Annotated in this window: 24 protein-coding genes; 7 read left to right on the top strand and 17 right to left on the bottom strand. The window is 63.8% G+C overall.

The genetic code is table 11. The features are described from left to right. Position 1: 1 nt before the first annotated feature. Together tsaE and ACK1VC_RS01225 are read right to left on the bottom strand one after the other, a co-directional pair. A complete protein-coding gene (tsaE, locus tag ACK1VC_RS01230) occupies positions 2 to 475 on the bottom strand; it encodes a tRNA (adenosine(37)-N6)-threonylcarbamoyltransferase complex ATPase subunit type 1 TsaE (protein ID WP_016489449.1) in 474 nt (157 codons plus the stop codon). Further along, a complete protein-coding gene (locus tag ACK1VC_RS01225; protein WP_191087041.1) occupies positions 463 to 1,323 on the bottom strand; it encodes an NAD(P)H-hydrate dehydratase in 861 nt (286 codons plus the stop codon). Before ACK1VC_RS01225 ends, tsaE begins: the two co-directional genes overlap by 13 nt. 65 nt (positions 1,324 to 1,388) lie before the next feature. Here ACK1VC_RS01225 and queG point away from each other — a divergent pair, with 65 nt between their 5' ends. Then, positions 1,389 to 2,453 (top strand): tRNA epoxyqueuosine(34) reductase QueG, encoded by a 1,065-nt coding sequence (gene queG, locus ACK1VC_RS01220; RefSeq protein ID WP_016489451.1) that lies wholly within the window; start codon positions 1,389 to 1,391, stop codon positions 2,451 to 2,453. A gap of 40 nt (positions 2,454 to 2,493) precedes the next feature. On the opposite strand, the gene ACK1VC_RS01215 is transcribed toward queG, so the two are convergent. Together ACK1VC_RS01215 and orn are read right to left on the bottom strand one after the other, a co-directional pair. Beyond that, the gene (locus ACK1VC_RS01215) at positions 2,494 to 3,105 is read right to left on the bottom strand and encodes a trimeric intracellular cation channel family protein (protein ID WP_003249516.1); all 612 of its coding nucleotides are present in this window, start codon (positions 3,103 to 3,105) and stop codon (positions 2,494 to 2,496) included. Between the two features lie 91 nt (positions 3,106 to 3,196). Further along, complete coding sequence (gene orn, locus ACK1VC_RS01210; protein WP_016489452.1) at positions 3,197 to 3,739, bottom strand: oligoribonuclease; 543 nt, start codon at positions 3,737 to 3,739, stop codon at positions 3,197 to 3,199. A gap of 152 nt (positions 3,740 to 3,891) precedes the next feature. Between orn and rsgA the strand changes: the two genes are divergently transcribed. Then, positions 3,892 to 4,923, top strand: coding sequence for a small ribosomal subunit biogenesis GTPase RsgA (rsgA, locus tag ACK1VC_RS01205; protein WP_016489453.1), 1,032 nt, complete (start codon positions 3,892 to 3,894; stop codon positions 4,921 to 4,923). 174 nt (positions 4,924 to 5,097) lie between these two features. Here the strand turns inward: rsgA and motB are convergent, their stop codons facing one another. Continuing rightward, a complete protein-coding gene (gene motB / locus ACK1VC_RS01200; protein ID WP_016489454.1) occupies positions 5,098 to 6,132 on the bottom strand; it encodes a flagellar motor protein MotB in 1,035 nt (344 codons plus the stop codon). A 3-nt stretch (positions 6,133 to 6,135) separates the two neighbouring features. Beyond that, positions 6,136 to 6,987: a flagellar motor stator protein MotA gene (gene motA / locus ACK1VC_RS01195; RefSeq protein WP_016489455.1), complete on the bottom strand. Its 852-nt coding sequence runs from the start codon at positions 6,985 to 6,987 to the stop codon at positions 6,136 to 6,138. A 130-nt stretch (positions 6,988 to 7,117) separates the two neighbouring features. Here motA and ACK1VC_RS01190 point away from each other — a divergent pair, with 130 nt between their 5' ends. From ACK1VC_RS01190 to asd, 3 genes are read left to right on the top strand one after another with little or no spacing between them, the layout of a single operon-like run. After that, complete coding sequence (locus ACK1VC_RS01190) at positions 7,118 to 8,653, top strand: HDOD domain-containing protein (RefSeq protein ID WP_023048988.1); 1,536 nt, start codon at positions 7,118 to 7,120, stop codon at positions 8,651 to 8,653. Between the two features lie 44 nt (positions 8,654 to 8,697). Further along, complete coding sequence (locus tag ACK1VC_RS01185) at positions 8,698 to 9,507, top strand: rhodanese-like domain-containing protein (RefSeq protein WP_016489457.1); 810 nt, start codon at positions 8,698 to 8,700, stop codon at positions 9,505 to 9,507. 9 nt (positions 9,508 to 9,516) lie between these two features. Beyond that, entirely contained in the window at positions 9,517 to 10,380 is an 864-nt protein-coding gene (asd, locus tag ACK1VC_RS01180) for an archaetidylserine decarboxylase (protein ID WP_024717361.1), read from the top strand. Between the two features lie 108 nt (positions 10,381 to 10,488). On the opposite strand, the gene serB is transcribed toward asd, so the two are convergent. Continuing rightward, entirely contained in the window at positions 10,489 to 11,703 is a 1,215-nt protein-coding gene (gene serB / locus ACK1VC_RS01175; protein WP_191087042.1) for a phosphoserine phosphatase SerB, read from the bottom strand. A gap of 134 nt (positions 11,704 to 11,837) precedes the next feature. On the opposite strand from serB, the gene ACK1VC_RS01170 reads away from it, so the two are divergent. After that, complete coding sequence (locus ACK1VC_RS01170) at positions 11,838 to 13,292, top strand: AhpA/YtjB family protein (protein WP_070086513.1); 1,455 nt, start codon at positions 11,838 to 11,840, stop codon at positions 13,290 to 13,292. 111 nt (positions 13,293 to 13,403) lie between these two features. Here the strand turns inward: ACK1VC_RS01170 and ACK1VC_RS01165 are convergent, their stop codons facing one another. From ACK1VC_RS01165 to ACK1VC_RS01125, 9 genes are all read right to left on the bottom strand, one after another. After that, positions 13,404 to 14,114, bottom strand: coding sequence for a PqiC family protein (locus tag ACK1VC_RS01165; RefSeq protein ID WP_016489461.1), 711 nt, complete (start codon positions 14,112 to 14,114; stop codon positions 13,404 to 13,406). 171 nt (positions 14,115 to 14,285) lie between these two features. Then, complete coding sequence (gene parC / locus ACK1VC_RS01160) at positions 14,286 to 16,544, bottom strand: DNA topoisomerase IV subunit A (protein WP_023047364.1); 2,259 nt, start codon at positions 16,542 to 16,544, stop codon at positions 14,286 to 14,288. A gap of 10 nt (positions 16,545 to 16,554) precedes the next feature. After that, complete coding sequence (locus ACK1VC_RS01155; protein WP_060516852.1) at positions 16,555 to 17,073, bottom strand: retropepsin-like aspartic protease family protein; 519 nt, start codon at positions 17,071 to 17,073, stop codon at positions 16,555 to 16,557. Further along, complete coding sequence (locus ACK1VC_RS01150) at positions 17,070 to 18,056, bottom strand: esterase-like activity of phytase family protein (RefSeq protein ID WP_023047363.1); 987 nt, start codon at positions 18,054 to 18,056, stop codon at positions 17,070 to 17,072. Before ACK1VC_RS01150 ends, ACK1VC_RS01155 begins: the two co-directional genes overlap by 4 nt. Beyond that, on the bottom strand, positions 18,053 to 19,957 hold the full coding sequence (gene parE, locus ACK1VC_RS01145) for a DNA topoisomerase IV subunit B (RefSeq protein WP_449117810.1): 1,905 nt from the start codon (positions 19,955 to 19,957) through the stop codon (positions 18,053 to 18,055). The genes ACK1VC_RS01150 and parE overlap by 4 nt, the downstream gene beginning before the upstream one ends. 35 nt (positions 19,958 to 19,992) lie before the next feature. After that, entirely contained in the window at positions 19,993 to 20,601 is a 609-nt protein-coding gene (locus ACK1VC_RS01140) for a YqiA/YcfP family alpha/beta fold hydrolase (RefSeq protein WP_016489466.1), read from the bottom strand. Positions 20,602 to 20,841: 240 nt separating this feature from the next. Continuing rightward, positions 20,842 to 21,639: a 3',5'-cyclic-AMP phosphodiesterase gene (gene cpdA / locus ACK1VC_RS01135; RefSeq protein ID WP_023047362.1), complete on the bottom strand. Its 798-nt coding sequence runs from the start codon at positions 21,637 to 21,639 to the stop codon at positions 20,842 to 20,844. Position 21,640: 1 nt separating this feature from the next. Next, complete coding sequence (locus tag ACK1VC_RS01130; RefSeq protein ID WP_016501905.1) at positions 21,641 to 22,093, bottom strand: DUF1249 domain-containing protein; 453 nt, start codon at positions 22,091 to 22,093, stop codon at positions 21,641 to 21,643. Next, the gene (locus ACK1VC_RS01125; RefSeq protein ID WP_016489468.1) at positions 22,084 to 22,701 is read right to left on the bottom strand and encodes an NUDIX domain-containing protein; all 618 of its coding nucleotides are present in this window, start codon (positions 22,699 to 22,701) and stop codon (positions 22,084 to 22,086) included. The genes ACK1VC_RS01130 and ACK1VC_RS01125 overlap by 10 nt, the downstream gene beginning before the upstream one ends. A 184-nt stretch (positions 22,702 to 22,885) precedes the next feature. Here ACK1VC_RS01125 and ACK1VC_RS01120 point away from each other — a divergent pair, with 184 nt between their 5' ends. Further along, complete coding sequence (locus ACK1VC_RS01120; RefSeq protein WP_016489469.1) at positions 22,886 to 23,632, top strand: RsiV family protein; 747 nt, start codon at positions 22,886 to 22,888, stop codon at positions 23,630 to 23,632. On the opposite strand, the gene cytX is transcribed toward ACK1VC_RS01120, so the two are convergent. Continuing rightward, on the bottom strand, positions 23,601 to 24,884 hold the full coding sequence (gene cytX, locus ACK1VC_RS01115) for a putative hydroxymethylpyrimidine transporter CytX (RefSeq protein WP_016489470.1): 1,284 nt from the start codon (positions 24,882 to 24,884) through the stop codon (positions 23,601 to 23,603). The genes ACK1VC_RS01120 and cytX overlap by 32 nt on opposite strands. Between the last annotated feature and the right edge of the window lie 43 nt (positions 24,885 to 24,927).

Genomic DNA, 24,927 nt, shown 5'->3' with positions numbered 1-24,927 from the left:
CTTACTGTTTATAGTGTTTGGCCAGTGCCACGCACCAGGCCTCGCCGCGAGCCCCCTGCGGCGAAAGGATCAGCGAGCGTCCGCCCGCTTGGGGGGTCATGGTAATGGTCAGGTCAGGCTTTGGCAAAACGCCCGCACCCTTTTGTGGCCACTCGAACAGGCACAGCGGGTCGCCTTCGAAATAGTCACGGATTCCCATGAACTCCAGTTCCTCCGGATCGACCAGGCGATACAGGTCGAAGTGGAAGGCCCGCACCTCACCGATTTCGTAGGGTTCGACCACGGTGAAGGTCGGGCTTTTCACTGCACCCGTATGGCCCAGGCCACGGATCAGCCCTCGTGAAAGCGTAGTCTTGCCCGCACCCAGGTCGCCTTCAAGAAAGATCACGCCGCGACCGCCGGTCACCTCAGCCAGGGCTGCGCCAAACTTGACCGTGGCGTCTTCATCGGCCAGAAACAGGGTTATGCCAGACACGCAGAATGCTCCTCCAGAAACTCACGAATGACCGGCGCCAGATCACTGGCCGCCAGGCCTCTACCTTGTACACCCAACCGCTCCCCCGCACAGGCATGCAGCCACACACCCAGCCCAGCGGCCTGCCAGGCGTCCAGCCCTTGGGCCAGCAAGGCCGCCAGCACACCGGTCAGCACATCGCCAAAGCCGGCCCCGGCCATCGCCGGGTGGCCTCGCTCGCACAGCATCAGTTGCCCGGCGGGGTCGGCGACCAGGGTACCGGCCCCCTTGAGCACGCAGACGCTGTTGTAACGGCGCGCCAGCTTGCGCGCAGCGCCCTGGCGGTCGGCCTGCACCGCCTCGGTGGAAATGCCCAGCAGCCGCGCCGCCTCCCCCGGGTGCGGGGTGAGGATACTGCCACTGGGCAGGGCCAGGGGGGTACGCGCCAGCAAATTCAGGGCATCGGCGTCCCATACCTGCGGCTGCTCGGCGTTGGCCACTGCCGACAGCAGGCTACGCCCCCACGCCGCTTGCCCCAGCCCCGGGCCAACCACCAGTACCGAGGCGCGCTCCAGCACGCCCATCAGCTGGTTGGCCGAGCTGACACCCAGGCACATGGTTTCGGGCAGACGGGCCAGGCTCGCGCCGACATGCTCAGGGCGCGTCGCCACGCTGACCAGCCCGGCGCCACAGCGCAGGGCGGCTTCAGCGCTTAACAGCACAGCGCCGCCTGTGCCAAGGTCGCCACCCACCACCAGTACATGACCGAAGTCGCCTTTATGGGCATGCGCATGCCGTGTCGGCAGGTGCGCGACGGTCACGCTGCTGAGCAGTTGCGGGACATGGCTGGGGTGTTTGGTCTGCGGCATGGGGTCAAAGGCTCCATTGTCTGGCAGAATTATACGCACCTGAGCCCGTATTGCCTTACCCATCCATGTCCAGCTGCACACCTGACCTCGCCCAACTGGCCCAATCGATCAAGATTTGGGGCCAGGAACTCGGTTTTGCCCATGTCGGCATCGCCGGGGTCGACCTTGGCGAACACGAACACCACCTGCAGCGCTGGCTCGATGCCGGCTACCAGGGCGAAATGGAGTACCTGGGCGCGCACGGCAGCAAGCGCTCGCACCCCGACCAACTGATTCCCGGCACGGTGCGGGTGGTCTCGCTGCGCATGGACTACCTGCCCGGCGACACACAGATGGCGCAGCGCCTGGCGCAGCCGGAAAAGGCCTACATATCGCGCTATGCGCTGGGCCGGGACTACCACAAGCTGGTGCGCAAGCGCGTACAGTTCCTGGCCGACCGCATTCAGGAGGCTATCGGCCCGTTCGGTTACCGCGCATTCGTCGATAGCGCCCCGGTGCTGGAGAAGGCCCTGGCCGAACAGGCCGGGCTGGGCTGGATCGGCAAGAACACCTTGCTGCTCAACCGCAAGGCGGGCAGTTACTTCTTTCTTGCCGAGCTGTTTGTGGACCTGCCGTTGCCGGTGGACGAAGCGACCACCAGCGAGCATTGCGGGCGCTGCCAGGCCTGCCTGGACATTTGCCCGACCCAGGCATTTGTCGGGCCTTATGTGCTGGACGCCCGGCGTTGCATCTCATACCTCACCATCGAACTGAAGGGCGCGATCCCTGTCGAGTTGCGGGCAATGATGGGCAACCGGGTGTTCGGTTGCGATGACTGCCAGATCGTCTGCCCCTGGAACCGTTTTGCCAAGCACAGCCAGGAACAGGACTTCCAGCCACGGCATGGGCTGGAGAATGCCGAGTTGGCGCAGATGTTCCTGTGGGATGAACGTACCTTCCTGCGCAAGACCGAGGGCGGGCCGTTGCGGCGGGCGGGGTATGAGCGGTTCTTGCGCAACCTGGCGGTGGGGTTGGGCAATGCGCCTTCCACCATTCCTGTGATCGAGGCCCTGAAGGCCCGCCGCGAGGATGAATCAGAACTGGTGCGCGAGCATGTGGAGTGGGCTTTGGCCCGGCACAACATCCAGTAACCACCCGCCCCACAAAGACTGCATCAGGGCTGAAAATGACCTACTGCTGGTCGTTGTAGTGGAACTTGGGCATTTCCCAGTGGAAGCGGATAGCCAGCAACCGCACCAGAAACCCGCCAAACAAGGTCAGCAGCATCGCCTGCTCTGCCGGCACCTTGAAATACACGCACCCCAGGTAGAACCAGGCCGCCGCAAACGACACGCTGGCATACAGCTCACGGCGGAACACCAGTGGAATGTCGTTGCAGAAGATATCGCGCAAGATCCCACCAAACACCCCGGTGATCACCCCGCTGATCGACGCCACCAGCATGCCCTGCCCCATCTCGAGTGCAGTCATGCAGCCAATCAAGGTAAAAGCCACCAACCCCAGGGCATCGAGCACCAGAAACAGCGAGCGCAGACGGCGCATCATCGGCGCAATGAAGATGGTCAGCAACGCCGCAAAGCTGGTCAGCACCAGGTATTCCGGGTGCTTCACCCAGGTCAGCGGGTAATGCCCGAGCAGCACGTCGCGCACCGAGCCGCCACCCAGGGCGGTGACGCAGGCGATCAGCACCACGCCGAACCAGTCCATGCCGCGGCGCCCGGCAGACAACGCGCCGGTCATGGCTTCGGCGGTGATAGCGATGAGGTAGAGCATCAACAACATGGCGCGGGTCCGTGCAGGAAAGGCGCGCAGTCTAACCAGTTGCCCAAGGCACCAAAAGGGGGCGCAGATACAATATCCGCGCCTTGTGGGCTCACAGTTTGATGAAGTGCTCGCGGTAGTGACGCAGTTCGGCGATCGATTCGCGGATATCGTCCAGCGCCAAATGGGTGTTGCCCTTCTTGAAGCTGTCACGCACGCCCGGCGCCCAGCGCGCGGCCAGTTCCTTCAGGGTGGAGACATCCAGGTTGCGGTAGTGGAAGTAGTTTTCCAGGTTGCGCATGTGGCGATAGAGGAAGCGGCGGTCCTGGCAGATGCTGTTGCCGCAGATCGGCGACTTGCCTTTGGGCACCCACTGCTCGAGGAAGGCGATGGTCTGCGCTTCGGCTTCTGCCATGCTGAGCTTGCTCTCGCGCACGCGCTGGGTCAGGCCCGAAGCACCGTGGGTACGGGTGTTCCATTCGTCCATGCGCGCCAGCACTTCGTCACTGTGATGGATGGCGATCACCGGCCCTTCAGCCAGGGTGTTCAGCTCGCTGTCGGTAACGATGGTGGCCATCTCGATGATGACATCACTGTCCGGATCCAGGCCGGTCATTTCCAGGTCGATCCAGATCAGGTTCTGTGGGTTTTGCATGCAGGGGCTCCTCATATAGGCCGTCATATTAGCCTAGTGGTCAAAGCAAACCCATTCACTGCATCAAAGGTAAGCGGAATGGTCCAGCGCCTGGCGTGCTAAACTGCCAGCCGTTTTCAATGCCCTACCCGGGCCTTTCTCACGGTACCTTCATGGCCAAACGCCAGCTCAATCGCCGCCAAAACTGGCGGATCGAAAAAATCCAGGGCGAGCGCGCCGCTCGCGCCGCCAAACGCGAGCAGCATGCGCTGCAGGAACTGGAGGGCGGCGACCTGGGGCCCGAGCAACTGGGCCTGGTGATCGCGCACTTCGGCGTGCAGGTAGAAGTTGAAGCCCAGGATGGCGAAACCGCAGGCCAGGTGTTCCGCTGCCATTTGCGGGCCAACCTGCCGGCGCTGGTCACCGGCGACCGTGTCGTGTGGCGTGCGGGCAACCAGGGCATTGGCGTGATCGTGGCGCAGATGCCACGCAGTACCGAGCTGTGCCGGCCGAACAACCACGGGCAACTCAAGCCGGTGGCAGCCAACGTCGACCTGATCGTGATCGTGTTCGCCCCGGCACCGGAGCCGCACCCGAACCTGATCGACCGCTACCTGGTAGCGGCCGAGCACGCCGGCCTGCGGCCGCTGCTGCTGCTGAACAAGGCCGACCTGATCAACGACGAGAACGGCCCCGGCCTGCATGCGCTGCTGGAGGTTTACCGCGAACTGGGCTACCCGCTGCTGGAAGTATCGGCACACCAGGGCGACGGCATGCAGCGCCTGCAGCAACTACTTGACGGCCACATCAGTGTGTTCGTCGGCCAGTCCGGGGTGGGCAAGTCGTCGCTGGTCAACAGCCTGCTGCCGGACGCGGGCACCCGTGTCGGCGACCTGTCGGAATGGTCTGGCCAGGGCACCCACACCACCACCACGGCACGGCTGTACCACTTCCCTAATGGCGGCGACCTGATCGACTCGCCGGGCATCCGTGAGTTTGGCCTTGGCCATGTCAGCCGCGACGACGTGGAAGATGGCTTCATCGAGTTCCGCGACCTGTTCGGCACCTGCCGCTTCCGCGACTGCAAGCATGACCGCGAACCGGGCTGCGCGCTGCTCAAGGCACTGGACGAGGGGCGCATCACGCCGCAACGCATGAACAGCTACCGCTCGATCATCGCCAGCCTGACAGAAGACAGCTACTGAAACGCTTGAAATGAAAGTTGCCGCGATCCCCTGTGGGAGCGGCTTTAGCCGCGAACACCGGCAACGCCGGTGCCATCCACCGCGCTGGATGCTTCGCGGGTAAACCCGCTCCCACACTGATCGCGCCAGCGTTCAGGTTTTGTGTAGAACAGTCGCCCGCACAAAAAAAGCCGTTTACTGCTCCTTGGCCTCATCCATCTTCAGCGTGCCATCTTCAAAGATGTTCAGCTTCTGGCGCAGCTCACGCGGCTGCATCGGCGCTTGTTCCGCTGCCCCTGGGGCATCCGGCACGCCAGCCCCTGGCGCAGCGCCAGTGGCTGGCGGTGCAGCAGGGTCGGCGGCCGGCGCTTCGGGCGCACCCTGCTCACCCTCGATATTGCGCTGGGCCTTCTTGGTCAGCACGATGATATCGATACGGCGGTTGACCGGGTTGAACGGGTCCTTGCGGTCAAACAGCGACGACGAGGCATAACCCACCACCCGCGCCACCTGACCATCCGGGTAACCACCGGCTACCAGTGCACGGCGCGCAGCGTTGGCACGGTTGGCCGACAACTCCCAGTTGCCGAACTCGCCACTGCCGGCATACGGCTTGGCATCGGTGTGGCCGCTGATGCTGATCTTGTTCGGCACCGCCTTGATGGTGTCGGCCATGGCCAGCAGGATGTCTTCAAAGTACGGCTGCAAGCGGGCGCTACCGATGTCGAACATCGGCCGGTTCTCGGCATCCATGATCTGGATGCGCAGGCCGTCCTGGGTGATCTCGAACAGGATCTGGTCCTTGAACTTCTGCAGCTGCGGGTTCTCTTCTACCTTGTTCTGCAGCTCCTGCAGCAGCAACTCCAGGCGCTCGCGCTCGACCTGCTCGGCCATGGTCTCGACCTGGTCCTTGCTCAGCTGGGTCGTGGACTCGGGCATCGGCTCGGATTTGACTTCCGGGTTGATGGTTTTTTCCGGTGCCAGTTCAGGTGAGCCACCCAGGTCGATGACATAGGGCGTGCCGCTTTCCGAGAAGCCGATCGGGTCCTTGAAGTAGCCGGCAATGGCGATTTTCTGCTCCGGGGTGGCTGTGGACATCAACCACAGCACCAGGAAGAACGCCATCATTGCCGTAGCAAAGTCGGCAAAGGCGATTTTCCAGGCGCCGCCGTGGTGGCCGCCGCCAAAGCGTTTGACGCGCTTGACGATGATGGGCTGGTTGTTTTCCATGACTCAGCGACCGCGAACCGCTTGTTCCAGCTCGGCGAAACTTGGGCGGTGCATGGGGTACAGCACCTTGCGCCCGAACTCGACGGCCAGCGAAGGCGGCATGCCCGAGGCCGAGGCGACCAGCGAAGCCTTGATCGATTCGTAGAGGTTCAGCTCCTCCTTGGCATCGTGCTCCAGGCACTTGGCCAACGGGCCGAAGAAGCCATAGGCAGCCAGGATACCGAAGAAGGTACCGACCAGCGCCGCACCCACGTGCATGCCGATGGCCGCCTGGTCGCCCTCGCCCAGCGAGGCCATGGTCACCACGATACCCAGTACCGCCGCGACAATACCGAAACCGGGCATGCCGTCAGCGATGCCGGTCACCGCATGGGACGGGTGCTCCAGCTCTTCCTTCATGCTCAGCAGCTCCATGTCGAACAGGCCCTCGAGTTCGTGCGGGGCCATGTTGCCGGTGGACATGATGCGCAGGTAGTCGCAGACAAACGCGGTCATGCGCTCATCGGCCAGTACTGTCGGGTACTTGGCGAAGATCGGGCTGGCGGCGGCGTCCTCGATGTCGGCCTCGATGGCCATCATGCCTTCGCGACGGCTCTTGTTGAGGATCTCGTACACCAGGCCCAGTACCTCCAGGTAGTAGGCGTGGGTGAAGCGCGAGCCGAACATCTTCATCGACTTCTTGATGACGTGCATGGTCATGTGGCCAGGGTTGGCCTGCAGGAATGCACCAAAGGCGGCACCGCCGATGATCAGAACTTCGAACGGCTGGATCAGCGCCGCGATCTTGCCGTGGGAGAGCACGTAGCCGCCGAGCACGCTCGCGAATACGACGATGATGCCGATAATTTTAGCCATAGGTTCAAAGCACTTGCTGTCGTGGTCAGGGGAAGAGACGGGAGCTTTAAAACTCTTCTTCTACTTATCGGCAGAACTGCGCCAGACTATAGCCACTCAATGCGAAAAGCCAGTTCGGACTGATGTCAAAATGCCAATCGAAACCAAGGTGCCCGCTCAGGCCCCGCGTACGCTAGAGGCCTGGGTAAAGCTGCTAGAGAGTGTTCGCATCCCCGTGCCGAAGCACAGCTACGACCGGGTCATGGCTGCCATTCACGACAGCCGCCGCTCGCTGCGCGATATTGCCGAACTGATGCAAGATAGCCCGGCGCTGGTGCTTTCGGTGATGCGCGAAGCAAACCATCCCACCAACGCCAGCCAGGCCGAGCCCGCCGAAAGCCTGGAGGTGGCCCTGAATCGCCTGGGGCTGGAGCGCAGCGAGCAACTGCTCAAGCGCCTGCCCGCGCTGCCCGTCGAAGAAATACCGCCCGTACTGAGCCAGTTCCAGCTGATCAGCCAACACGCTTCGCAGCAGGCCAGCGGCCTGTTTGCCAGCCGCCTGGCACGCCTGTGGCAGGAAATTCACTGGGGAAGCCTGCTTTTCCTGTCTCCACTGTGGCCGCTGGCACTGGCCTACCCCAAGCTGCTTGACACCTGGGAGCTTCGGGTTATCCACAAGGGCGAGGACGCCGCCCTGGTAGAGGATGAGCTGTTTGGCGTGCGCATCATGGCGCTGTGCCAGACCATGGCGGAGTACTGGCGCCTGCCGCAGTGGGTGACACAAGGTTACCGCCTGCTGCTGGAAGAACGCGATCAACTGGCCCTGGTGCTCAACATCGCCCGCGACGAAGACCTGCTCAGCCAGCAACACCGCCTGGACGCCGAGCCTGGCCTGCGCCGCTGGTTCAACCAGCCGGCCAACACCGTGCTGCTGGCCAACAACCTTGCGCTGGCGGCGCAAGTGGGCTGGGACAACCCGCACCTGCTGCGCTGGCAGCTGCTGACTGCGCTGTACCTGCAAACTTCGCTGGAAGATGTGCAGCAGCAAGTACACCAGCAGGCTGCCGCCAGCGCCCGCCGCCACGCCAGGCATGCCCTGTTCCACCCGGCCGAGGCCCTGATCTGGCCCTGGCACCAGCGCCGCCCGCACCCGGACATGCTGGCGCCGCCACCGCCCAGCAGCGACGACCTGGCGCGCTGGCGCAAGCTGTGCCAGGACTTGTTGGCACAGCCCAGCCCGTTCACCAACACCGTGCACCTGGCTACCCAGGCCCGCGAAGCCCTGCTGGCCTGCGGCATGCAACGCATCATGCTGCTGAGCCTGGACAAGGCCAGCGACAGCCTGCGCGTGCAGCAGATTGCGGGTCTACCCAACGAGGCAGGTGCCTTGGCCTTGCCGGTGTCACAAAACAAACTGCTGCAAAAGCTGATGGCCCAGGCCGGGCAACTGCGCATCACTCCGGAAAACCACAGCCAGTTCTCGGCCTTGCTGCCAGCCCCGCTACGTGCCCTGTTCCGCAGCGAGCACGTGCTGCTGCGCTCGCTGGCGGTGAATGACCAGGTTCTTATGCTGATGGTGGCCGACCAAGGCTGCCGGCCTTTGGCCGACATCAGCGTGCAGGCCTTCGGCAAGACCGCACAATGCACCGAGCGGGCACTGTCGGTGTTTGCCAACCGCAAGGGCTGAGCCTTGCGCTACAATCGCCCCTCTTTCCACACTGGAGACCGTGGATGACTGACTTTTCCGGCCTGCCCCTGGTGATCGAAGCGGCTGACCTGCTGCCACGCCTGGGTTCGCCACAGCTGATCCTGGTCGACCTGAGCAGTGCCAACCGCTATGTCAGCGGGCACATCCCCGGCGCACGCTTTGTCGAAGGCAAGCGTACCCAGCTTGGCCAGCCTCCTGCCCCCGGCCTGCTGCCGCCGCAGGGCGAGCTGGAAAAACTGTTCAGCGAACTCGGCCACCGCGACGACGCCGTCTATGTGGTGTACGACGATGAAGGCGGTGGCTGGGCCGGGCGCTTCATCTGGCTGCTCGACGTGATTGGCCACAAGGCGTATCACTACCTCAATGGCGGTATCCAGGCCTGGCCGGCAGACACGCTGTCCACCGAAGTGCCCGCCAGCAGCAACAGCCCGGTGCACCTGCGTATCGACAACGCGCCCACCGCCACCCGCGAGTACCTGCAAAGCCGCCTGGGCGCCGATGACCTGGTCATCTGGGACGCTCGCGGCCCGCAGGAATTCAACGGCGAGAAGGTACTGGCAGCCAAGGGCGGTCACATCCCCGGCGCTATCAACTTCGAGTGGACAGCCGGCATGGACCTCAACGACAACCTGCGCATTCGCCAGGACATCAAACAAGTCCTCGCGCAACTGGGCATCACTCCTGACAAGGAAGTGATCACCCACTGCCAGACCCACCGCCGCTCCGGCTTCACTTATCTGGTGGCCAAGGCCCTGGGCTACCCACGCGTCAAGGCCTACGCCGGCTCGTGGAGCGAATGGGGCAACCACCCGGACACGCCTGTAGAAGTTTAAGGAACCTGCATGAAATCCCGTTTGTTCATCATCAGCCAGTACCTGCTGCCGCACCACCTGCTGTCGCGGCTGGCCGGCTGCATTGCCGAGTGCCGCGTGCGCTGGTTCAAGAATGCCTTTACCGCCTGGTTCGCCAAGCGCTATCAGGTCAACATGTCTGAAGCCCTGGTCGAGGACTTGAGCGCTTATGAGCACTTCAATGCGTTCTTCACCCGCGCCCTGAAGCCGGGCGCCCGCCCGCTGGACGAAACCCCAGGCGCCATCCTGTGCCCGGCCGACGGTGCCGTCAGCCAGCTCGGCCCGATCGAGCACGGTCGCATCTTCCAGGCCAAGGGCCACGGTTTCAGCGCGCAAGAGCTGCTGGGCGGCGACCCGGCCATGGCAGCGCCGTTCATGGGCGGCGAGTTTGCCACGATCTACCTCTCGCCCAAGGACTACCACCGCGTGCACATGCCGCTGGCCGGCACCCTGCGCGAAATGGTCTATGTGCCGGGCCGTCTGTTCTCGGTCAACCAGACCACCGCAGAGAACGTTCCCGAGCTGTTTGCCCGCAACGAACGCGTGGTCTGCCTGTTCGACACCGAGCGCGGGCCGATGGCCGTGGTGCTGGTGGGTGCGATGATCGTCGCCTCGATCGAAACCGTGTGGGCTGGATTGGTGACGCCGCCCAAGCGTGAGCTGAAGACCTTCCGTTACGACGAAGCCAGCCGTGCGCCGATCCACCTGGAGAAAGGTGCCGAGCTGGGCCGCTTCAAGCTGGGCTCGACCGCCATTGTGCTGTTCGGGCCGGAGCAGGTGAAGTGGGCTGAGAACCTGGGCGCTGGTTCTGCAGTGCGCATGGGGCAGCTGTTGGCGGCGCCTGCACAGGCTTGACCGTGGTTTCTGCTTCGAGGTGATTGGCGCGGTTTCTCCAGCGCCTGTGAGATCGAGCGCCGCGCGGGCGGCGCTCGATCTCACAGGCGCTGAAGATTAAACGGCAAACTAGCCGCGGGCGTCGCGGTCGCGCAGGCCCAGCAGGTACAGCACGCCATCCAGCCCCAGGGTGGAAATCGCCTGCTTGGCAGACTGGCGCACCAGCGGCTTGGCGCGGAACGCTACGCCCAGGCCGGCCAGCGACAGCATCGGCAGGTCATTGGCGCCATCGCCCACGGCAATGGTCTGCTCCAGCTGCAAGCCTTCTTCGTGGGCCAGCTTTTGCAGCAGCTCGGCCTTGCGCTGGGCATCGACGATCGGCTCGACAGCTACGCCGGTCACTTTACCGTCGACCACTTCCAGCTCGTTGGCAAACACATAGTCGATGCCCAGGCGCGCCTGCACCTGGCGAGCGAAGTAGGTAAAGCCACCGGACAGGATCGCGGTCTTGTAACCCAGGCGCTTGAGCTCGGCGAACAGGTTTTCGGCACCCTCGGTCAGGCGCAGCGAGGCACCGATTTCGTCCAGCACACCCACATCCAGGCCCTTGAGCAGCGCCATGCGCTCCTTGAAGCTGGCGCGGAAGTCCAGCTCACCGCGCATGGCCCGCTCAGTGATGGCCGCCACCTGCTCACCCACGCCGGCCGCCTTGGCCAGTTCGTCGATGACTTCGGCTTCGATCAGCGTCGAGTCCATGTCGAACACCGCCAGGCGGCGGTTACGGCGGAACAGGTCGTCCTTCTGGAAGGCGATATCGACGCTCAGCGCTTCGGCCAGGGCAAAGAAGTCGGCACGCAGGGCCTGGGCATCGCTCGGTGCGCCACGCACGGAGATCTCGATGGCCGCCTTGCCTTTTTCGGTATTGGCATCCAGCGCCACGCGCGCAGACAAACGCTCGATGCGCTCGATGGTGAGCCCGTACTGGCTGATCACCGCACTCACCCGCTGCAGTTGCTCGGGGGTGATCTTGCGGCTGAGCAGGGTGACGATGTGGCGCGCTTCGCCTTGGCCGTCAGCCCAGTGCTGGTAGTCGGCCTCGGAAATAGGCGTGTAGCGGGCCTGCAGGTTCAGTTCGTGGGCCTTGGCCTGTACGCTTTGCAGCAGGGCGGTAGCCACTTCGTTGTCGGGGATGTCGACCAGGATACCGAACGACAAAGTGCCGTGCATGACTGCCAGGCCTATGTCGAGGATGCTCACACCGCCCTGCAGCAGGACGCCGGTGATTGCCGCAGTGAGACCGGGACGGTCCTCACCGGTGATGTTGATCAGGACGATTTCGCGCACAACCTGGCTCCGACTTCGATGAAAAATGCGCATTCTACCGATTTTCCGTGACCATCGGGCGCCAACGATACTTTGCCGACAAAACCGGGGTCGCTATACTGCCCCACACTTTCTGCCATTAAGAGCCGAGCTCAGTGAACCGGCCCACGCCCGTCAAACCAGACAATTTCTTCCTGATGATCTATCGTGCCCTGAGTCAACGCCGCGTGCCGCTGGCATTGCGCATCGCCTGCACCAACATCTTCCTGGTCGCGCTGGCGTTGGTGATCTATGCCTGCGTGATGGGCCTGCAGTTCAAGCAGGCCATGCACGAGCAGGCCGATGCCCTTGGCCAGAGCCTGACCACCCAGACCGCCACCTCGGCGACCGAGCTGCTGGTGTCCAACGACATCCTCAGTCTCAATGTGCTGCTGGGCAACCTGGTGAAAAACCCGCTGGTGGCCCACGCGGCTATCTATAGCGTGGACAACCGTATCCTCGCCGAAGCCGGCCAGCGCCCGCGCAATAGCCTGCTGGGCGAGGCCGAGGGCCTGTACCAGACCAAGATCACCTTCCAGGACGTGACAGCCGGGCAACTGCGCATCAGCCTGGACATGAGCCAGTTCCAGCAACCGATGCTGATCAGCCTGCAGAGCATGGGGATCATGGCGGCCATTCTGCTGGCCCTGGCCCTCAGCCTGAGCCTGCGACAGGGCCGTTTCATCACCCTGCCGCTGCTGCAGTTGCGGGTGTGGCTGCGTGACCCGCAACCCTATACCCCGGCCACAGACCGCCAGGACGAGATCGGCGACATCGCGCGCCAGCTGCATGCGCGCCTGGCCCCGCCGCCACCGCCGGAGCCAGAGCTTGAGGAGGAGGACGACGAGCATTTCGACGACGTCCACGACACTGCACCGGCCTCCACGGCTGCGTCGCGTCCCAGGGTTGCCGCATTGGCTGAGGAGGATGACGACGCCTTTGCCGGCCTGCTGGACGACGACAGTGCGCCCAAAGCCGCCCCGGTCGAGTCTGACGAGCCGCAGTACAGCGCCGTACTTGCCGTGCAACTGGGCTCGCAGGAACAACTGCGCCGTTTGCCCCGTACACGCCTGACCGAGCTGACCGAACGCTACCGCGATTGCCTGGAGCATGCAGCCTCGCTCTATGACGGTGAAACCCACACGCTCAACGACGGCAGCACCTTGGTGCTGTTCCACAGCCGCGACTGTGGCGAGGACTACCTGACCAACGCCATCTGCTGCGGTGAGCTGTTGCGCGCCTTGGGTCATGCCCTGCAGATCGAAGTGGCTGACAGCGGCATCACCCTTCAGCTGCAGCTGGGCCTGGTCCTGGGCAACGACCTGCAAGGGCTGGAGCTGGTGGACCTGCTGATGACCGAAAAGGCCCAGGATGCCCTGGCGCTGTCGCAGCACAGCCGCAACCTGTTGCTGGTGGAGCGGCAGATCAGCGATGACGCGCTGATTCGCCAGCGCGCCCGCATTCGCCCGATTGCCAGCCCTGAAGGCGCCTGCTGTGTGGAGCGCTTGATGGAGCCTTACCCGTCGATGCTGGAGCGCCAGCTGGCCCGCATGCACGAACGCCGCGCCTGACAGTTTCCCCCTGTGGGAGCGGGCACGCCCGCTCCCACAAAGTCCGCATCTATCCTTTAGATACAAAAAAGCCCGCAACCTATGCGGGCTTTTTTGTGGATGGCTGTTGAATCAGAACCGATAAACTTCCATGTCGGTGCGAATCGGCGAGGCCATCGGAATCTTGGACTTCTCCGGTCCTTTCTTCACCTGCACCGGTGCAGCGGGCTTTTTCGGGGCTTCTTCGGCAATCGCCGGCTGGTTGGCCAGCGGCTTGACTGCGGTGCTCAGCTGTTCAGCCAGCTTCTGCAGCAGTTGGCCCTGAGCCTGTACCTGCGACGACTCGCTACCCTCATGCTGCTGCTCGAGGTGAACGATACGGTTGTCACGCACATGGCCCCGGCGGTCCAGCAGACGCCACTGGGCATCCAGGATGGCCGGCTGGTTTTTGCCCGAGTCCAGGCGCGTGATCGACAACAGTACCTGCACGTCCGGGCTGAAGCCAGCGGTCGCCGGCGCCAGCACAACGCGCTGGCTGTCCAGGCGCCAGGCCAGTTGACGCACCAGCAACTGGTCGATATCCGACGAAAGGCTACCCGCCCAACGGCCGTCAGTCGCCGCGCTCAGGCTGCCATCGGCTTGACGCTGCAGGAACGTCTCACGCTGCAGGTAATCGGCTACCGATACCGGGCCGAGCACCACGGCCATGCCTGCACTCTGCGAAGGCTGGCCAGGATCACCACTGTCGAGCTGGTACAAGGCAACCGGCTGATGCATGGTGCACCCGCCAAGGCCCAGCAGGCCAGTCATCAACAGCGCAAATGGAAGGCGCAGAAGTTTCATCATCCCATCCAGGCGGTCGCCTATAGGCCACCGCAGTGATACATATAGATTCAAACGGGCACACGACTACGTCGGCACCGCAAGGGCCATATCATCCGCGAAATAACCGTCCGACTCCAGCATTTCTGCCCGGAACGGCGCTGAAATTGCCGTTCCAGACATTTCTGCACGTTACGCCGGCACTTCCACCTGCAACCCATCGACGCGCTGGAAGCCGCGTGGCAGCTTGCTGCCTCGCCGTCCGCGCTCGCCCTTGTAATGCTCCAGGTCGTCCGCTTTCAGAGAAAGGGTACGCTTGCCGGCTTGCAATACAAGGGTCGCACCTTCGGCAATAACGGCCAGATCGGTGACATATTCTTCACGACTGGCCACCCGGTCGCCCGGCACGCCAATGATCTTGTTGCCCTTGCCCTTGCCCAGCTGCGGCAAGTCGCTGACCTTGAACACCAGCAAGCGACCTTCGGTGGTCACGGCTGCCAGCCAGTCCTGCTCGCGATTGGCCACCGGGCGCGGGGTCATGACCTTGGCACCGTTGGGCAAGCTGAGCAAACCCTTGCCGGCCTTGTTCTTGGCCTGCAAGTCTTCACCCTTGACCACAAAGCCGTAGCCCGCATCCGAGGCCACCACGTACAGCGCGTCGTCGTCCGGCAACAGCACGCACTCGAAGGTGGCCCCTGGCGGTGGCGTCAGGCGGCCGGTCAGCGGCTCGCCCTGACCACGTGCCGACGGCAAGCTGTGAGCAGCCACAGAGTAGCTGCGGCCCGTAGAGTCGATGAGCACGGCAAACTGGTTGGAACGCCCGGCCGCAGCGGCCTTGAAGCCATCGCCGGCCTTGTACGACAAGCCGGTGGCGTCGATGTCGTGGCCTTTGGCGCAACGCACCCAGCCCTTCTCCGACAGCACCACGGTGACCGGCTCGGTCGGCATCAGTTCGTTTTCCGAAAGGGCCTTGGCTTCGACGCGCTCGACGATGGGCGAACGGCGCGCATCGCCGTAGGTTTCGGCATCCTTGATCAGTTCGCTGCGCACCAGCTTGCGCAGCTTGGCCTCGCTGCCCAGCAGCGCCTGCAGCTTGGCCTGTTCCTTGAGCAGTTCGTCCTGCTCGCCGCGGATTTTCATCTCTTCCAGGCGCGCCAGCTGACGCAGGCGGGTCTCGAGGATGTACTCAGCCTGGATTTCGCTCAGCTCGAATCGGGCAATCAGCGCCTGCTTGGGGTGCTCCTCGGTACGAATGATGTGAATCACTTCATCCAGGTTGAGGAATGCGGTGAGCAAACCGTCCAACAGGTGCAGGCGCCTTTCCACCTTGTCCAGGCGATGCTGCAGCCGCCGGCGAACAGTGTTGGTGCGGAACTCCAGCCATTCCACCAATATTGCACGCAGGTTCTTCAACTGCGGGCGGCCGTCCAGGCCAATGATATTGACGTTGACCCGGTAGCTGCTCTCCAGGTCGGTGGTGGCGAACAGGTGCTGCATCAGTTCGTCGGCATCCACACGGTTGGAGCGCGGGATGATGACGATGCGGCACGGGTTCTCGTGGTCGGATTCGTCACGCAGGTCCGCCACCATCGGCAGTTTCTTGGCCTGCATCTGTGCGGCGATCTGCTCCAGCACCTTGGCCCCGGAGACCTGGTGTGGCAGTGCAGTCACAACGATATCGCCATCCTCGACGCGGTAAACGGCACGCATGCGGATCGAGCCGCGGCCGCTTTCGTACATCTTGAGGATTTCTGCCCGCGGCGTGATGATTTCCGCCTCGGTGGGGTAGTCCGGCCCCTGAATGTGCTCGCACAGCTGCTCGATGGTGGCCTTGGGCTCGTCGAGCAGGCGCACGCAGGCGCTGGCCACCTCACGCAGGTTGTGCGGCGGCACGTCGGTGGCCATGCCCACGGCGATACCGGTGGTACCGTTGAGCAGGATGTTGGGCAGGCGCGCCGGCAGCACGGCCGGCTCCTGCAGGGTGCCGTCAAAGTTCGGTACCCAATCCACGGTGCCTTGGCCAACTTCGCTGAGCAGCACTTCGGCGTAGCGTGACAACCGCGCCTCGGTATAACGCATGGCGGCGAACGACTTTGGATCGTCCGGCGCACCCCAGTTACCCTGGCCGTCGACCAGGGTGTAGCGGTAGCTGAACGGTTGCGCCATCAGCACCATGGCCTCGTAGCAGGCCGAGTCGCCGTGGGGGTGGAACTTGCCGAGCACGTCACCGACGGTGCGCGCCGACTTCTTGTGCTTGGCATCGGCATCGAGCCCCAACTCGCTCATGGCATAGACGATGCGTCGCTGCACCGGCTTCAGGCCATCGCCGATGTGCGGCAAGGCGCGGTCCATGATCACGTACATGGAATAGTTGAGGTAGGCCTGTTCGGTGAAGTCAGCCAGCGAGCGGCGTTCGACACCGTCCAGGCTGAGTTCCAGTGAGTCGCTCATGCGGGCCTCGTCATTTCAGGTTCTGGCGTAGCAGCATGGTGCCGCCGCGCTGGGTAAATTCAAGTTGTTTCAGGGCACTCATGCCCAGCAGTACGGTTTGCCCGTCCAGCCCCGGCACCACGATGGCGCGCACATCCTGCAGGCGGATATCGCCCAGTTGCAGGCTGACCAGGCGTGTGCGGTAGCCTTCGGTGCGGCCATTGGCGGTGCTGAGCAACACCGGGCTGCCGCGCTCAAGGTTCAGGTCACGGGCCAGCGCCTCGGGGATCGCCACATCGGTGGCACCGGTGTCGAGCATGAAATGCACCGCCTGGCCGTTGATCGCGCCATCCACCATGAAGTGGCCCTGGCCGTTGCCCAGCAGGCGCACTTCGACAAAGCCTTCGCCGTGCTCGGACTGCACCTGGGCATTAGGGTTGCGCTGGCTGTCTTCCCACTGGCCGAAAAAACGCGTGGCGAGGAACAGTGCCGCCGCCCAGGCGACGATCATCAGTACCCTGCCCGCCCGCTTGCCCGGCGCCTGGCTCATGGTTTGGCGCTCCAGCCACCTTCCGGTGCAGCGAAGCGCCAGACAATCGGGCGCGTCTCGCCATCGGCCCGGGCGCCGTTGTTGTTGTCCAGGCCGATCCATGCGCCCTTGGCATCAATCACAAGGGCTTCGGCCAGGCCGAATGGTTGCGGGTATCGGCGCGCCTCGGCCAGGGCGTCGGCCGCAAACGACCAGCAGCGCTCGACCTGACCGCTGTCGGTATCACGCCGGCAGACCCGGTAAGCATTGCGTTCGAGGGTGAAGAGCTTGCCCTCGAACCAGGCCAGGTCGGCAAAATCGCGCGACAGCGCCCTGGCATTGGGCATTTGTGCAGGCTGCATCTCGACTCCGGCCTCGCTCAGCAGCACACAGCTGCGTCCGCAGGTCCACACCGATTGCTGGCGCTCGATGGCCACCAGGCCACGGCGCTCGCGTTCGGCGGCCAGCCACAGGCGGTCGCCCGCCGGGTTGATCGCCAGGCCTTCGAACAAGGCATTGAAGTTCAGCAGCATGCCGCTGGCGCGGGCCTGGCGCACCATGGCCGGGTCGATCTTCAACCAGTCCGGCTCGCCTTGTACCGGTAACTGCAATACGGCGGCATGGGCTTCACTGGCCAGGTACAGGTTACCCGCCTGGTCACAGGTGATACCTTCGAAATCCAGCTCGCCCCCGCGAATGTACGAGGCCGCCCAATTACGCGATTTCAGGCCCCATGGCAGGCCGCTTTCCGGAGGCGATGGCGGGGTAAAGGTTAGCGGTTGCGCGCGCCACGTCGGGTTCTGCTGGTCGAAGCGGTAGATGCGGTCGTCGTCGCGGTCGGACACGCCCCACAGCCCGCCCCGGCATTGCGCCAGGCCGGACAAGTTGCCACCGCGCATGCCGTCAATCGGGTGCTCGGCAGTGAGCTTCAGCTCGGGCCAGTTACCCGCCAGGGCAGGCAGGGCAACCAACGCAACGCAAACGGCAAGAACGTGCCGAATCAAACCATGACCTCGGCCAGGTTGCCTTTGGTTTCCAGCCAGCTCTTGCGGTCACCTGCGCGCTTCTTGGCCAGCAGCTTGTCCATCAGCTCGCAGGTGGCCTCGACGTCATCCAGGGTCAGCTGCACCAGGCGCCGGGTGTTCGGGTCCATGGTGGTTTCACGCAGTTGCGGCGGGTTCATCTCACCCAGGCCCTTGAAGCGGGTAACCTGCGGTTTACCGCGCTTCTTCTCGGCCACCAGGCGGTCGAAGATGCCGTCACGCTCGGCTTCGTCGAGGGCGTAGTAGATTTCCTTGCCCAGGTCGATGCGATACAGCGGTGGCATGGCCACGTACACATGCCCCGCCTCCACCAGCGCACGGAAGTGCTGGACGAACAGCGCACACAGCAGCGTGGCGATGTGCAGGCCGTCAGAGTCGGCGTCGGCGAGGATGCAGACTTTGCCGTAACGCAGTTGCGCCAGGTCTGTGGCACCCGGGTCAACACCGATGGCCACGGCGATGTTGTGCACTTCCTGGCTGGCCAGAACTTCGCCACCGTCCACTTCCCAGGTGTTGAGGATCTTGCCGCGCAGCGGCAGGATCGCCTGGTATTCCTTGTCCCGTGCCTGCTTGGCCGAGCCACCCGCCGAGTCACCCTCGACCAGGAACAGTTCGGCACGCATCGGGTCCTGGCCGGCGCAATCGGCCAGCTTGCCCGGCAAAGCCGGGCCCTGGGTGATGCGCTTGCGCTCGACCTTCTTGCTGGCCTTCAGGCGGCGCCCGGCGTTGCTGATGGCCAGTTCTGCCAGTTGCATGCCCAGCTCGGGGTGGGCGTTGAGCCACAGGCTGAAGGCGTCCTTGACCACGCCGGAGACAAAGGCAGCCGCCTCGCGCGACGACAGGCGCTCTTTGGTCTGCCCGGAGAACTGCGGCTCCTGCATTTTCATCGAGAGCACGAAAGAGATGCGCTCCCACACGTCCTCCGGCGCCAGCTTCACCCCACGCGGCAGCAGATTGCGGAACTCGCAGAACTCGCGCATGGCATCCAGCAGGCCCTGACGCAGGCCGTTGACATGGGTGCCGCCCTGCGCAGTGGGGATCAGGTTGACGTAGCTTTCCTGGACGCTGTCGCCGCCTTCTGGCAACCACAGCAACGCCCAGTCTGCGGCTTCCTTGTTGCCCGCCAGGCTGCCGCAGAACGGCTCGTCAGGCAGGCGCTGGAACTCGCTGACCGCATCGACCAGGTAAGAACGCAGGCCGTCTTCATAGTGCCACTCGACCTTCTCGCCGCTGGCTTTGTCTTCAAAGCTTACCAGCAGCCCCGGGCACAGCACGGCCTTGGCCTTGAGCACATGCTTGAGGCGGCTGATGGAGAACTTGGGTGAGTCGAAGTACTTCGGGTCTGGACTGAAGTAGACGCTGGTACCGGTGTTGCGCTTGCCGACCGAGCCGACCACTTCCAGCTCGCTGGCCTTGAAGCCATCGGCGAAGGTCATCTGGTATTCGTTGCCGTCGCGCTTGACGCGCACACGTACCTGGGTCGACAGGGCGTTGACCACCGAGATACCCACACCGTGCAAACCCCCGGAGAACTGGTAGTTCTTGTTGGAGAACTTGCCGCCGGCATGCAGCTTGGTAAGGATCAGCTCGACACCGGACACGCCCTCTTCCGGGTGGATGTCCACCGGCATGCCGCGGCCATCGTCGCTGACCTCCAGCGAATGGTCGGCATGCAGGATGACCTGCACAGAACGGGCGTGGCCAGCCAGGGCTTCGTCAACACTGTTGTCGATGACTTCCTGGGCCAGGTGGTTGGGGCGGCTGGTATCGGTGTACATGCCCGGCCGCTTGCGGACCGGGTCAAGGCCCGAGAGGACTTCGATGGCGTCTGCGTTATAGGCGCTAGCGCTGGGATTGGCCATAGGGTCTCGTCGTCAGTCTGGTGAATGCAAAAAGGTCAAAATACAGAAAAATCGAGCGCCGCGTAGTGCCCGCGAGCAATGCCGGCAAACGCCAGCAGAGCCGGCAGGCGCTCGGCAAAGCCCTGGAAGCTGTGATCGCCACCGGCCTGGATACGCAGGGCGCATGCACGGTAATAACGCTCGGCATGGCGATAGTCCAGGGTCTCATCGGCGGTCTGCAGCCACACTTGATAGCGGCCGGCATCCACCGGGGCCGGCACTTCCAGCTCGGCCAGGGCCTGTACGTGATCGTGGGTCAGCTCCCAGGTTTCACCGCTGTAGTGATTGCGCTGAGTGCCCAGGTACCCGTCGAAATGCTTGTGCGGCGTTACCGCAGGGTTGACCAGCAGGGCCTTGAGGCCATGGCGCTCGGCCAGATGGGTGGCATAGTAGCCGCCGAGCGAACTGCCCACCAGCAGTGGCGCACCCAGTTCGGCGATGGCCGCTTCAAGCTGGGCGATGGCCTGCCGCGGGTGGTGATGCAAGGCGGGCACACGTAGCTGGGCCGACAGGCCCAGTTGCTGCATCACGGCGTCGAGCTGGCGCGCCTTGGTCGACAGCGGCGAGCTGTTGAAGCCATGGATATAGAGGATGGAACCCGACATGCTGCCCCCGAAATCTGTGGCTTCGCGCCTGATGATGTGGGCGCAGGGACGCGCAGTGTAGCGCGTTCGCCGGGTTTTGGCGCCGCACCGTGGTTTTAGCAACAAATTCTTCAACAGACTTGAAAGTACCGGGGGCGCTCTGCGCCCATTCGCGGCACAAGGCCGCTCCCACAGGGATTGCCGATCTCCTGTGGGAGCGGCCTTGTGCCGCGAATGGGCTGCGCAGCAGCCCCAAGATCCTCAATACCCCGGGCTATCAAAGTCGAGTTTCACCGCAAAATCCGTGGCCCGCTCCACCCCGGTTTCCAGCCGCCCGTCGGCGTGCAGGCGCAACCAGCGGTACCCGGGCTGCTCCTCGCTCACCTTGAAGTCTTCGCTGCGCGCCGCGAACTGAATACAGGTTGAAGGCGTGGCCAGCAGGCGCCGCCCGTCGCGCACCTCATCCCATTCCTGATGCACATGCCCCCACAGCAACGCCCGCACCTGTGGATAAGCCTCGACGATATCGAACAGAGCCTGGGCATTGCGCAAGCCGATCGGCGCGATCCAGGCGCAGCCGATGTCTACCGGCTGATGGTGGAAGCACACCAGGCAATGCCGCTCGCCCGCCTCGTTCAAGGCGGCCTCCAGCACCGCCAGCTGGTCGCTCTCCAGCAGACCGTGTGTCGCCCCCTGCACCGCAGTGTTGAGCATGACAATACGCCAGGCCCCAACATCAGTTACCGCTTGCACCAGCTCCGGGGCCACTTCTGCCATTATCCGGGCCTCGTCGTGGTTACCCGGCAACCAGCGGGTGGGCACGGCTAACGGCGCCGTCAGCTCCCGGAACGCCTCATAAGAGGCAACGCTAGCGTCCTGGGACAGATCACCTGTACACAACAGCAGGTCGATAAGCGGTTGCTCGCGCCGCACCTGGGCCACCACATGGCGCAGGCTGTCACGGGTATTGAGCCCCAGCATGCTGCCGGCCGGATCGGCGAAAAGATGGGCGTCGGTCAGTTGCAGCACATGTACAGGGCGCGTCTGGTCTGGATGCATGTCAGCGAACGCTTGCCAGTTCGTGGCCGCAGGCCAGGCAGTGGCTCAGCCATTCACCCAGGAACAGGTTGAGCTGGGCCTTTTCGTCCGGCTGGTGCATGGCCTCGTTCGGATACGGGTAGATACTGCGCAGGCGCCGGGTGTGTTCGGCGCTGACCACTTCGGCCATGCGTGCATCGTGGTACACCTGCACTTCCAGGTGCGGCACCGGCAGCCACGGCAGGCTGTGCTCCTGACGCACATGCAAGGTGGTGGTGTACGGGCAGGCCAGCACCACGTCCAGCACCAGCACGCCGAGCATCTGGTCGCCCTGGGTCATGCCGATGCGGCGCGAGCTCTGGGTGGTGCGCATGTCGGGCAACAGGCGCATCAGCCGGGCGTAGTTGGCCTCGCAGGCGGCCTGCAGCCCGACCAGGTCGACTCGATAGCGCTCGCGCAGCAGGTTCACTTCCACATACCTCGTACTTCGTCACGGTTCAGCGCCAGCCATTGCAAGCCGATAATAGTCGCCGCGTTGCAGATGCGCCCATCGCGTACCGCCTGCAAGGCATCCTCGAACGACCACACGCGCACGCGGATGTCTTCGCCCTCTTCTTCCAGACCATGCAGCCCTCCCGCGCCTTCGCTGCTGCAACGGCCAAGGAACAGGTGAACGTATTCGTCACTGCCGCCGGGCGACGGGAAGTAGCGGGTCATCGGCCACAAGGCACTGAACGTCAGGCCAGCCTCTTCCTCGGCTTCGCGATGGGCGACTTCCTCGGGTTCTTCATCCTTGTCGATCAGCCCGGCAACCATCTCGATCAGCCAGGGGTTACCGACCTTGTCCAGTGCGCCGACGCGGAACTGCTCGATCAGCACCACTTCATCACGCAACGGGTCGTAAGGCAGCACACACACTGCATCGTGGCGCACAAACAGTTCGCGGCTGATCTCGCGGCCCATGCCACCGGCAAACAGCTCGTGGCGCAGGTGCACCTTGTCGAGCTTGTAGAAGCCCTGGAAGCAATTGTCCCGCTTGACGATCTCGACCGCCTTGGGCACCGAATTCAACGTGTCTGACATGGAAATCCTCGTTACCTCAATTACCGCATCGCGCCATCCTACTCTGCACGCTTGCCCGTTTCACCCCTTTCCGGCAACCGTTCGCACACTCGGGACAGCGCGTCTTCACTCTGTTAGCTTAGTGGCGAACTGAAGGCCGCGCAGACGGTCAAAGGCCGACTTTCCCTGTTCTGCAAGGATCACCATGACACTTGTCAAACTGACTTCCGTGGCTGTGCTGGCACTGGCTCTGGGCGCCTGCCAGAGCCTGTTCACGCCCAACTACCGGGCCCCGCTCGAGGTCAAGCGCGACGCCTGGGAGCATGTCAAACCCGGCTGCAGCGAAAGCGACTGCCCGCTGGTGAACATCGACACGGTCCACTTCCCCGCCCTGCCCGCGCTCGACGGCATCGTCGAAAAGCGCCTGCTGCAACTGACCGAAGACAATCAGCATGGCACCGCGCCCAGCACCTTGCAGGCCTACGAACAGCAATACCTGGCCAGTGCCGACAAACGTAACAGCAGTTATTTGCAAGCCAAGGTACGCGAGCAGCATGACGGGCTGGTGATCATCGAATTGTCCAGCTACCTGGACAGTGGTGGCGCGCATGGCATGCCCGGGCGCGGCTTCATCAACTACTCGCGCAAGCTGGACAAGGTGCTGACCCTGCAGGACATGCTGGTGCCAGGCCAGGAGGAGACCTTCTGGAAAACCGTCGAGGAGTCGCACCGGGCCTGGCTGATGAGCGTGGGCATGGACAAGGACGCCGAGTTCGTCAAGACCTGGCCGTTCAAGAAGTCGCCGCACATCGCCCTGACGTACGGCGCGGTAGTGGTCAAGTACGAGGTCTACGCCATCGCGCCCTATTCCATGGGCCACGTGGAACTGAAGATCCCCTACCCGCGCCTGAATGGCGTACTCAAGCCTGAACTGTTTCCCGGCCGCGGCTGAAGCTCAGCAGCCCGTGCAGCACACCTGCCAGTAACAGTGCTGGCAGGGTAGCCCCCAGCTCTGGAGCGTTGGCGGCAATCAGGTGATAGGCCGCCACCCCCGCAAACCAGGCCACCAGTGCCTGCCAGTGCAAGCCACCCACCTGCGCCGGCAGGCGACGACGACGGATCACGTAGTGGTCCATCAGCACCACGCCAAACAGCGGCGCGAACACCGAACCAATCAGCAGCAGGAAGTTTTCGTACTGCGCCAGCGGGGCCAGCAGGGCGATCAGGGTGCACAGTACGCCAATGCCCAGCGCCAGGTGCTCAACCTTCACAGGTACGAGCACGCCGGTGGAAACAGCCGCCGAGTGGATGTCGGCAAAGGCCTTTTCCGACTCGTCCAGCAGAATGAGCAGCAGCGGAATACCCATGCCTGCGCCCGCCAGGGCCAGCAGCAAGGCATTGACTTCGCCACTGGCGGCAAAGGCCAGGGTGTAGGCCACGCCCAGGCTCATCAGCCAGGTGTTGCCGATGAAATAGCCAAGTACCGTGCCGCCGAACACGTGCTTGCCGTTGCGGGCGAAGCGCGAGTAGTCGGCGATCAGCGGCAACCAGGACAGCGGCATGGCGATGACGATGTCAAAGCCCACGGCCAACGACATCGAACCGTCACCGGCGCGGCCCCACAGTTCAGCCAGGTCGGCCTTGGCGAACAGGTTCCAGGTCAGCCACAGGCAGGCGCCCAGCAACACCCAGATACCCCAGGCACGCAGCACCTTGCGCACGAAGGCCAGCGGCCCGCTGACGGCCAGCAGGGTGGCCAGAGCGCCGAAACACAGGGTCCAGAGCATCGGGCTGTTCCAGGCACTGCCTTCGCCGAACGCCCGCGCGCCCAGCAGGCTGGCGGCATCGCGCATGACAATGATCTCAAATGCGCCCCAACCTACCAGTTGCAGCAGGTTGAGCACAGCCGGCAAGCGCGCACCATGGCTGCCCAGGCTGAGTTTCAGGGTGCCCATGGCAGAAAGGCCGGTGTCGCTGCCGATGACACCGGCGGCGCCCAGCAACAGCACACCCACGCCGGTGCCCAGGGCGATGGCCAGCACCGCGCTGGCAAGGCCAAGGCCTGGGGCGAGCATGGCGCCGACTTGCAGCACCATCAGGCCGATGCCGAGGGAGAACCACAGCGAGAACAGGTCGCGGGCGCCGAAGATGCGCTGGTGGGTGGGGACCGGGTGGTCGGGGGAGAATTGGCTGGGGGTGGTCATTGTCATGTTCGCCAGAGGAATGGATGGGGCTTCGCCGAGCCAT

This window comes from Pseudomonas sp. XP2 (assembly GCF_053557975.1).
Note: the sequence above shows the minus strand (reverse complement) of the source record. Positions and strands in the feature narration are given on the sequence as shown.

Coding starts and splice junctions, on each gene's coding strand:
- ACK1VC_RS01225 (WP_191087041.1), bottom strand. CDS start 1,323: ATGCCGCAGACCAAACACCCCAGCCATGTCCCGCAACTGCTCAGCAGC.
- queG (WP_016489451.1), top strand. CDS start 1,389: ATGTCCAGCTGCACACCTGACCTCGCCCAACTGGCCCAATCGATCAAG.
- ACK1VC_RS01215 (WP_003249516.1), bottom strand. CDS start 3,105: ATGTTGTTGATGCTCTACCTCATCGCTATCACCGCCGAAGCCATGACC.
- orn (WP_016489452.1), bottom strand. CDS start 3,739: ATGCAAAACCCACAGAACCTGATCTGGATCGACCTGGAAATGACCGGC.
- rsgA (WP_016489453.1), top strand. CDS start 3,892: ATGGCCAAACGCCAGCTCAATCGCCGCCAAAACTGGCGGATCGAAAAA.
- motB (WP_016489454.1), bottom strand. CDS start 6,132: ATGGAAAACAACCAGCCCATCATCGTCAAGCGCGTCAAACGCTTTGGC.
- motA (WP_016489455.1), bottom strand. CDS start 6,987: ATGGCTAAAATTATCGGCATCATCGTCGTATTCGCGAGCGTGCTCGGC.
- ACK1VC_RS01190 (WP_023048988.1), top strand. CDS start 7,118: ATGCCAATCGAAACCAAGGTGCCCGCTCAGGCCCCGCGTACGCTAGAG.
- ACK1VC_RS01185 (WP_016489457.1), top strand. CDS start 8,698: ATGACTGACTTTTCCGGCCTGCCCCTGGTGATCGAAGCGGCTGACCTG.
- asd (WP_024717361.1), top strand. CDS start 9,517: ATGAAATCCCGTTTGTTCATCATCAGCCAGTACCTGCTGCCGCACCAC.
- ACK1VC_RS01165 (WP_016489461.1), bottom strand. CDS start 14,114: ATGAAACTTCTGCGCCTTCCATTTGCGCTGTTGATGACTGGCCTGCTG.
- parC (WP_023047364.1), bottom strand. CDS start 16,544: ATGAGCGACTCACTGGAACTCAGCCTGGACGGTGTCGAACGCCGCTCG.
- ACK1VC_RS01155 (WP_060516852.1), bottom strand. CDS start 17,073: ATGAGCCAGGCGCCGGGCAAGCGGGCGGGCAGGGTACTGATGATCGTC.
- parE (WP_449117810.1), bottom strand. CDS start 19,957: ATGGCCAATCCCAGCGCTAGCGCCTATAACGCAGACGCCATCGAAGTC.
- ACK1VC_RS01140 (WP_016489466.1), bottom strand. CDS start 20,601: ATGTCGGGTTCCATCCTCTATATCCATGGCTTCAACAGCTCGCCGCTG.
- cpdA (WP_023047362.1), bottom strand. CDS start 21,639: ATGCATCCAGACCAGACGCGCCCTGTACATGTGCTGCAACTGACCGAC.
- ACK1VC_RS01125 (WP_016489468.1), bottom strand. CDS start 22,701: ATGTCAGACACGTTGAATTCGGTGCCCAAGGCGGTCGAGATCGTCAAG.
- ACK1VC_RS01120 (WP_016489469.1), top strand. CDS start 22,886: ATGACACTTGTCAAACTGACTTCCGTGGCTGTGCTGGCACTGGCTCTG.
- cytX (WP_016489470.1), bottom strand. CDS start 24,884: ATGACCACCCCCAGCCAATTCTCCCCCGACCACCCGGTCCCCACCCAC.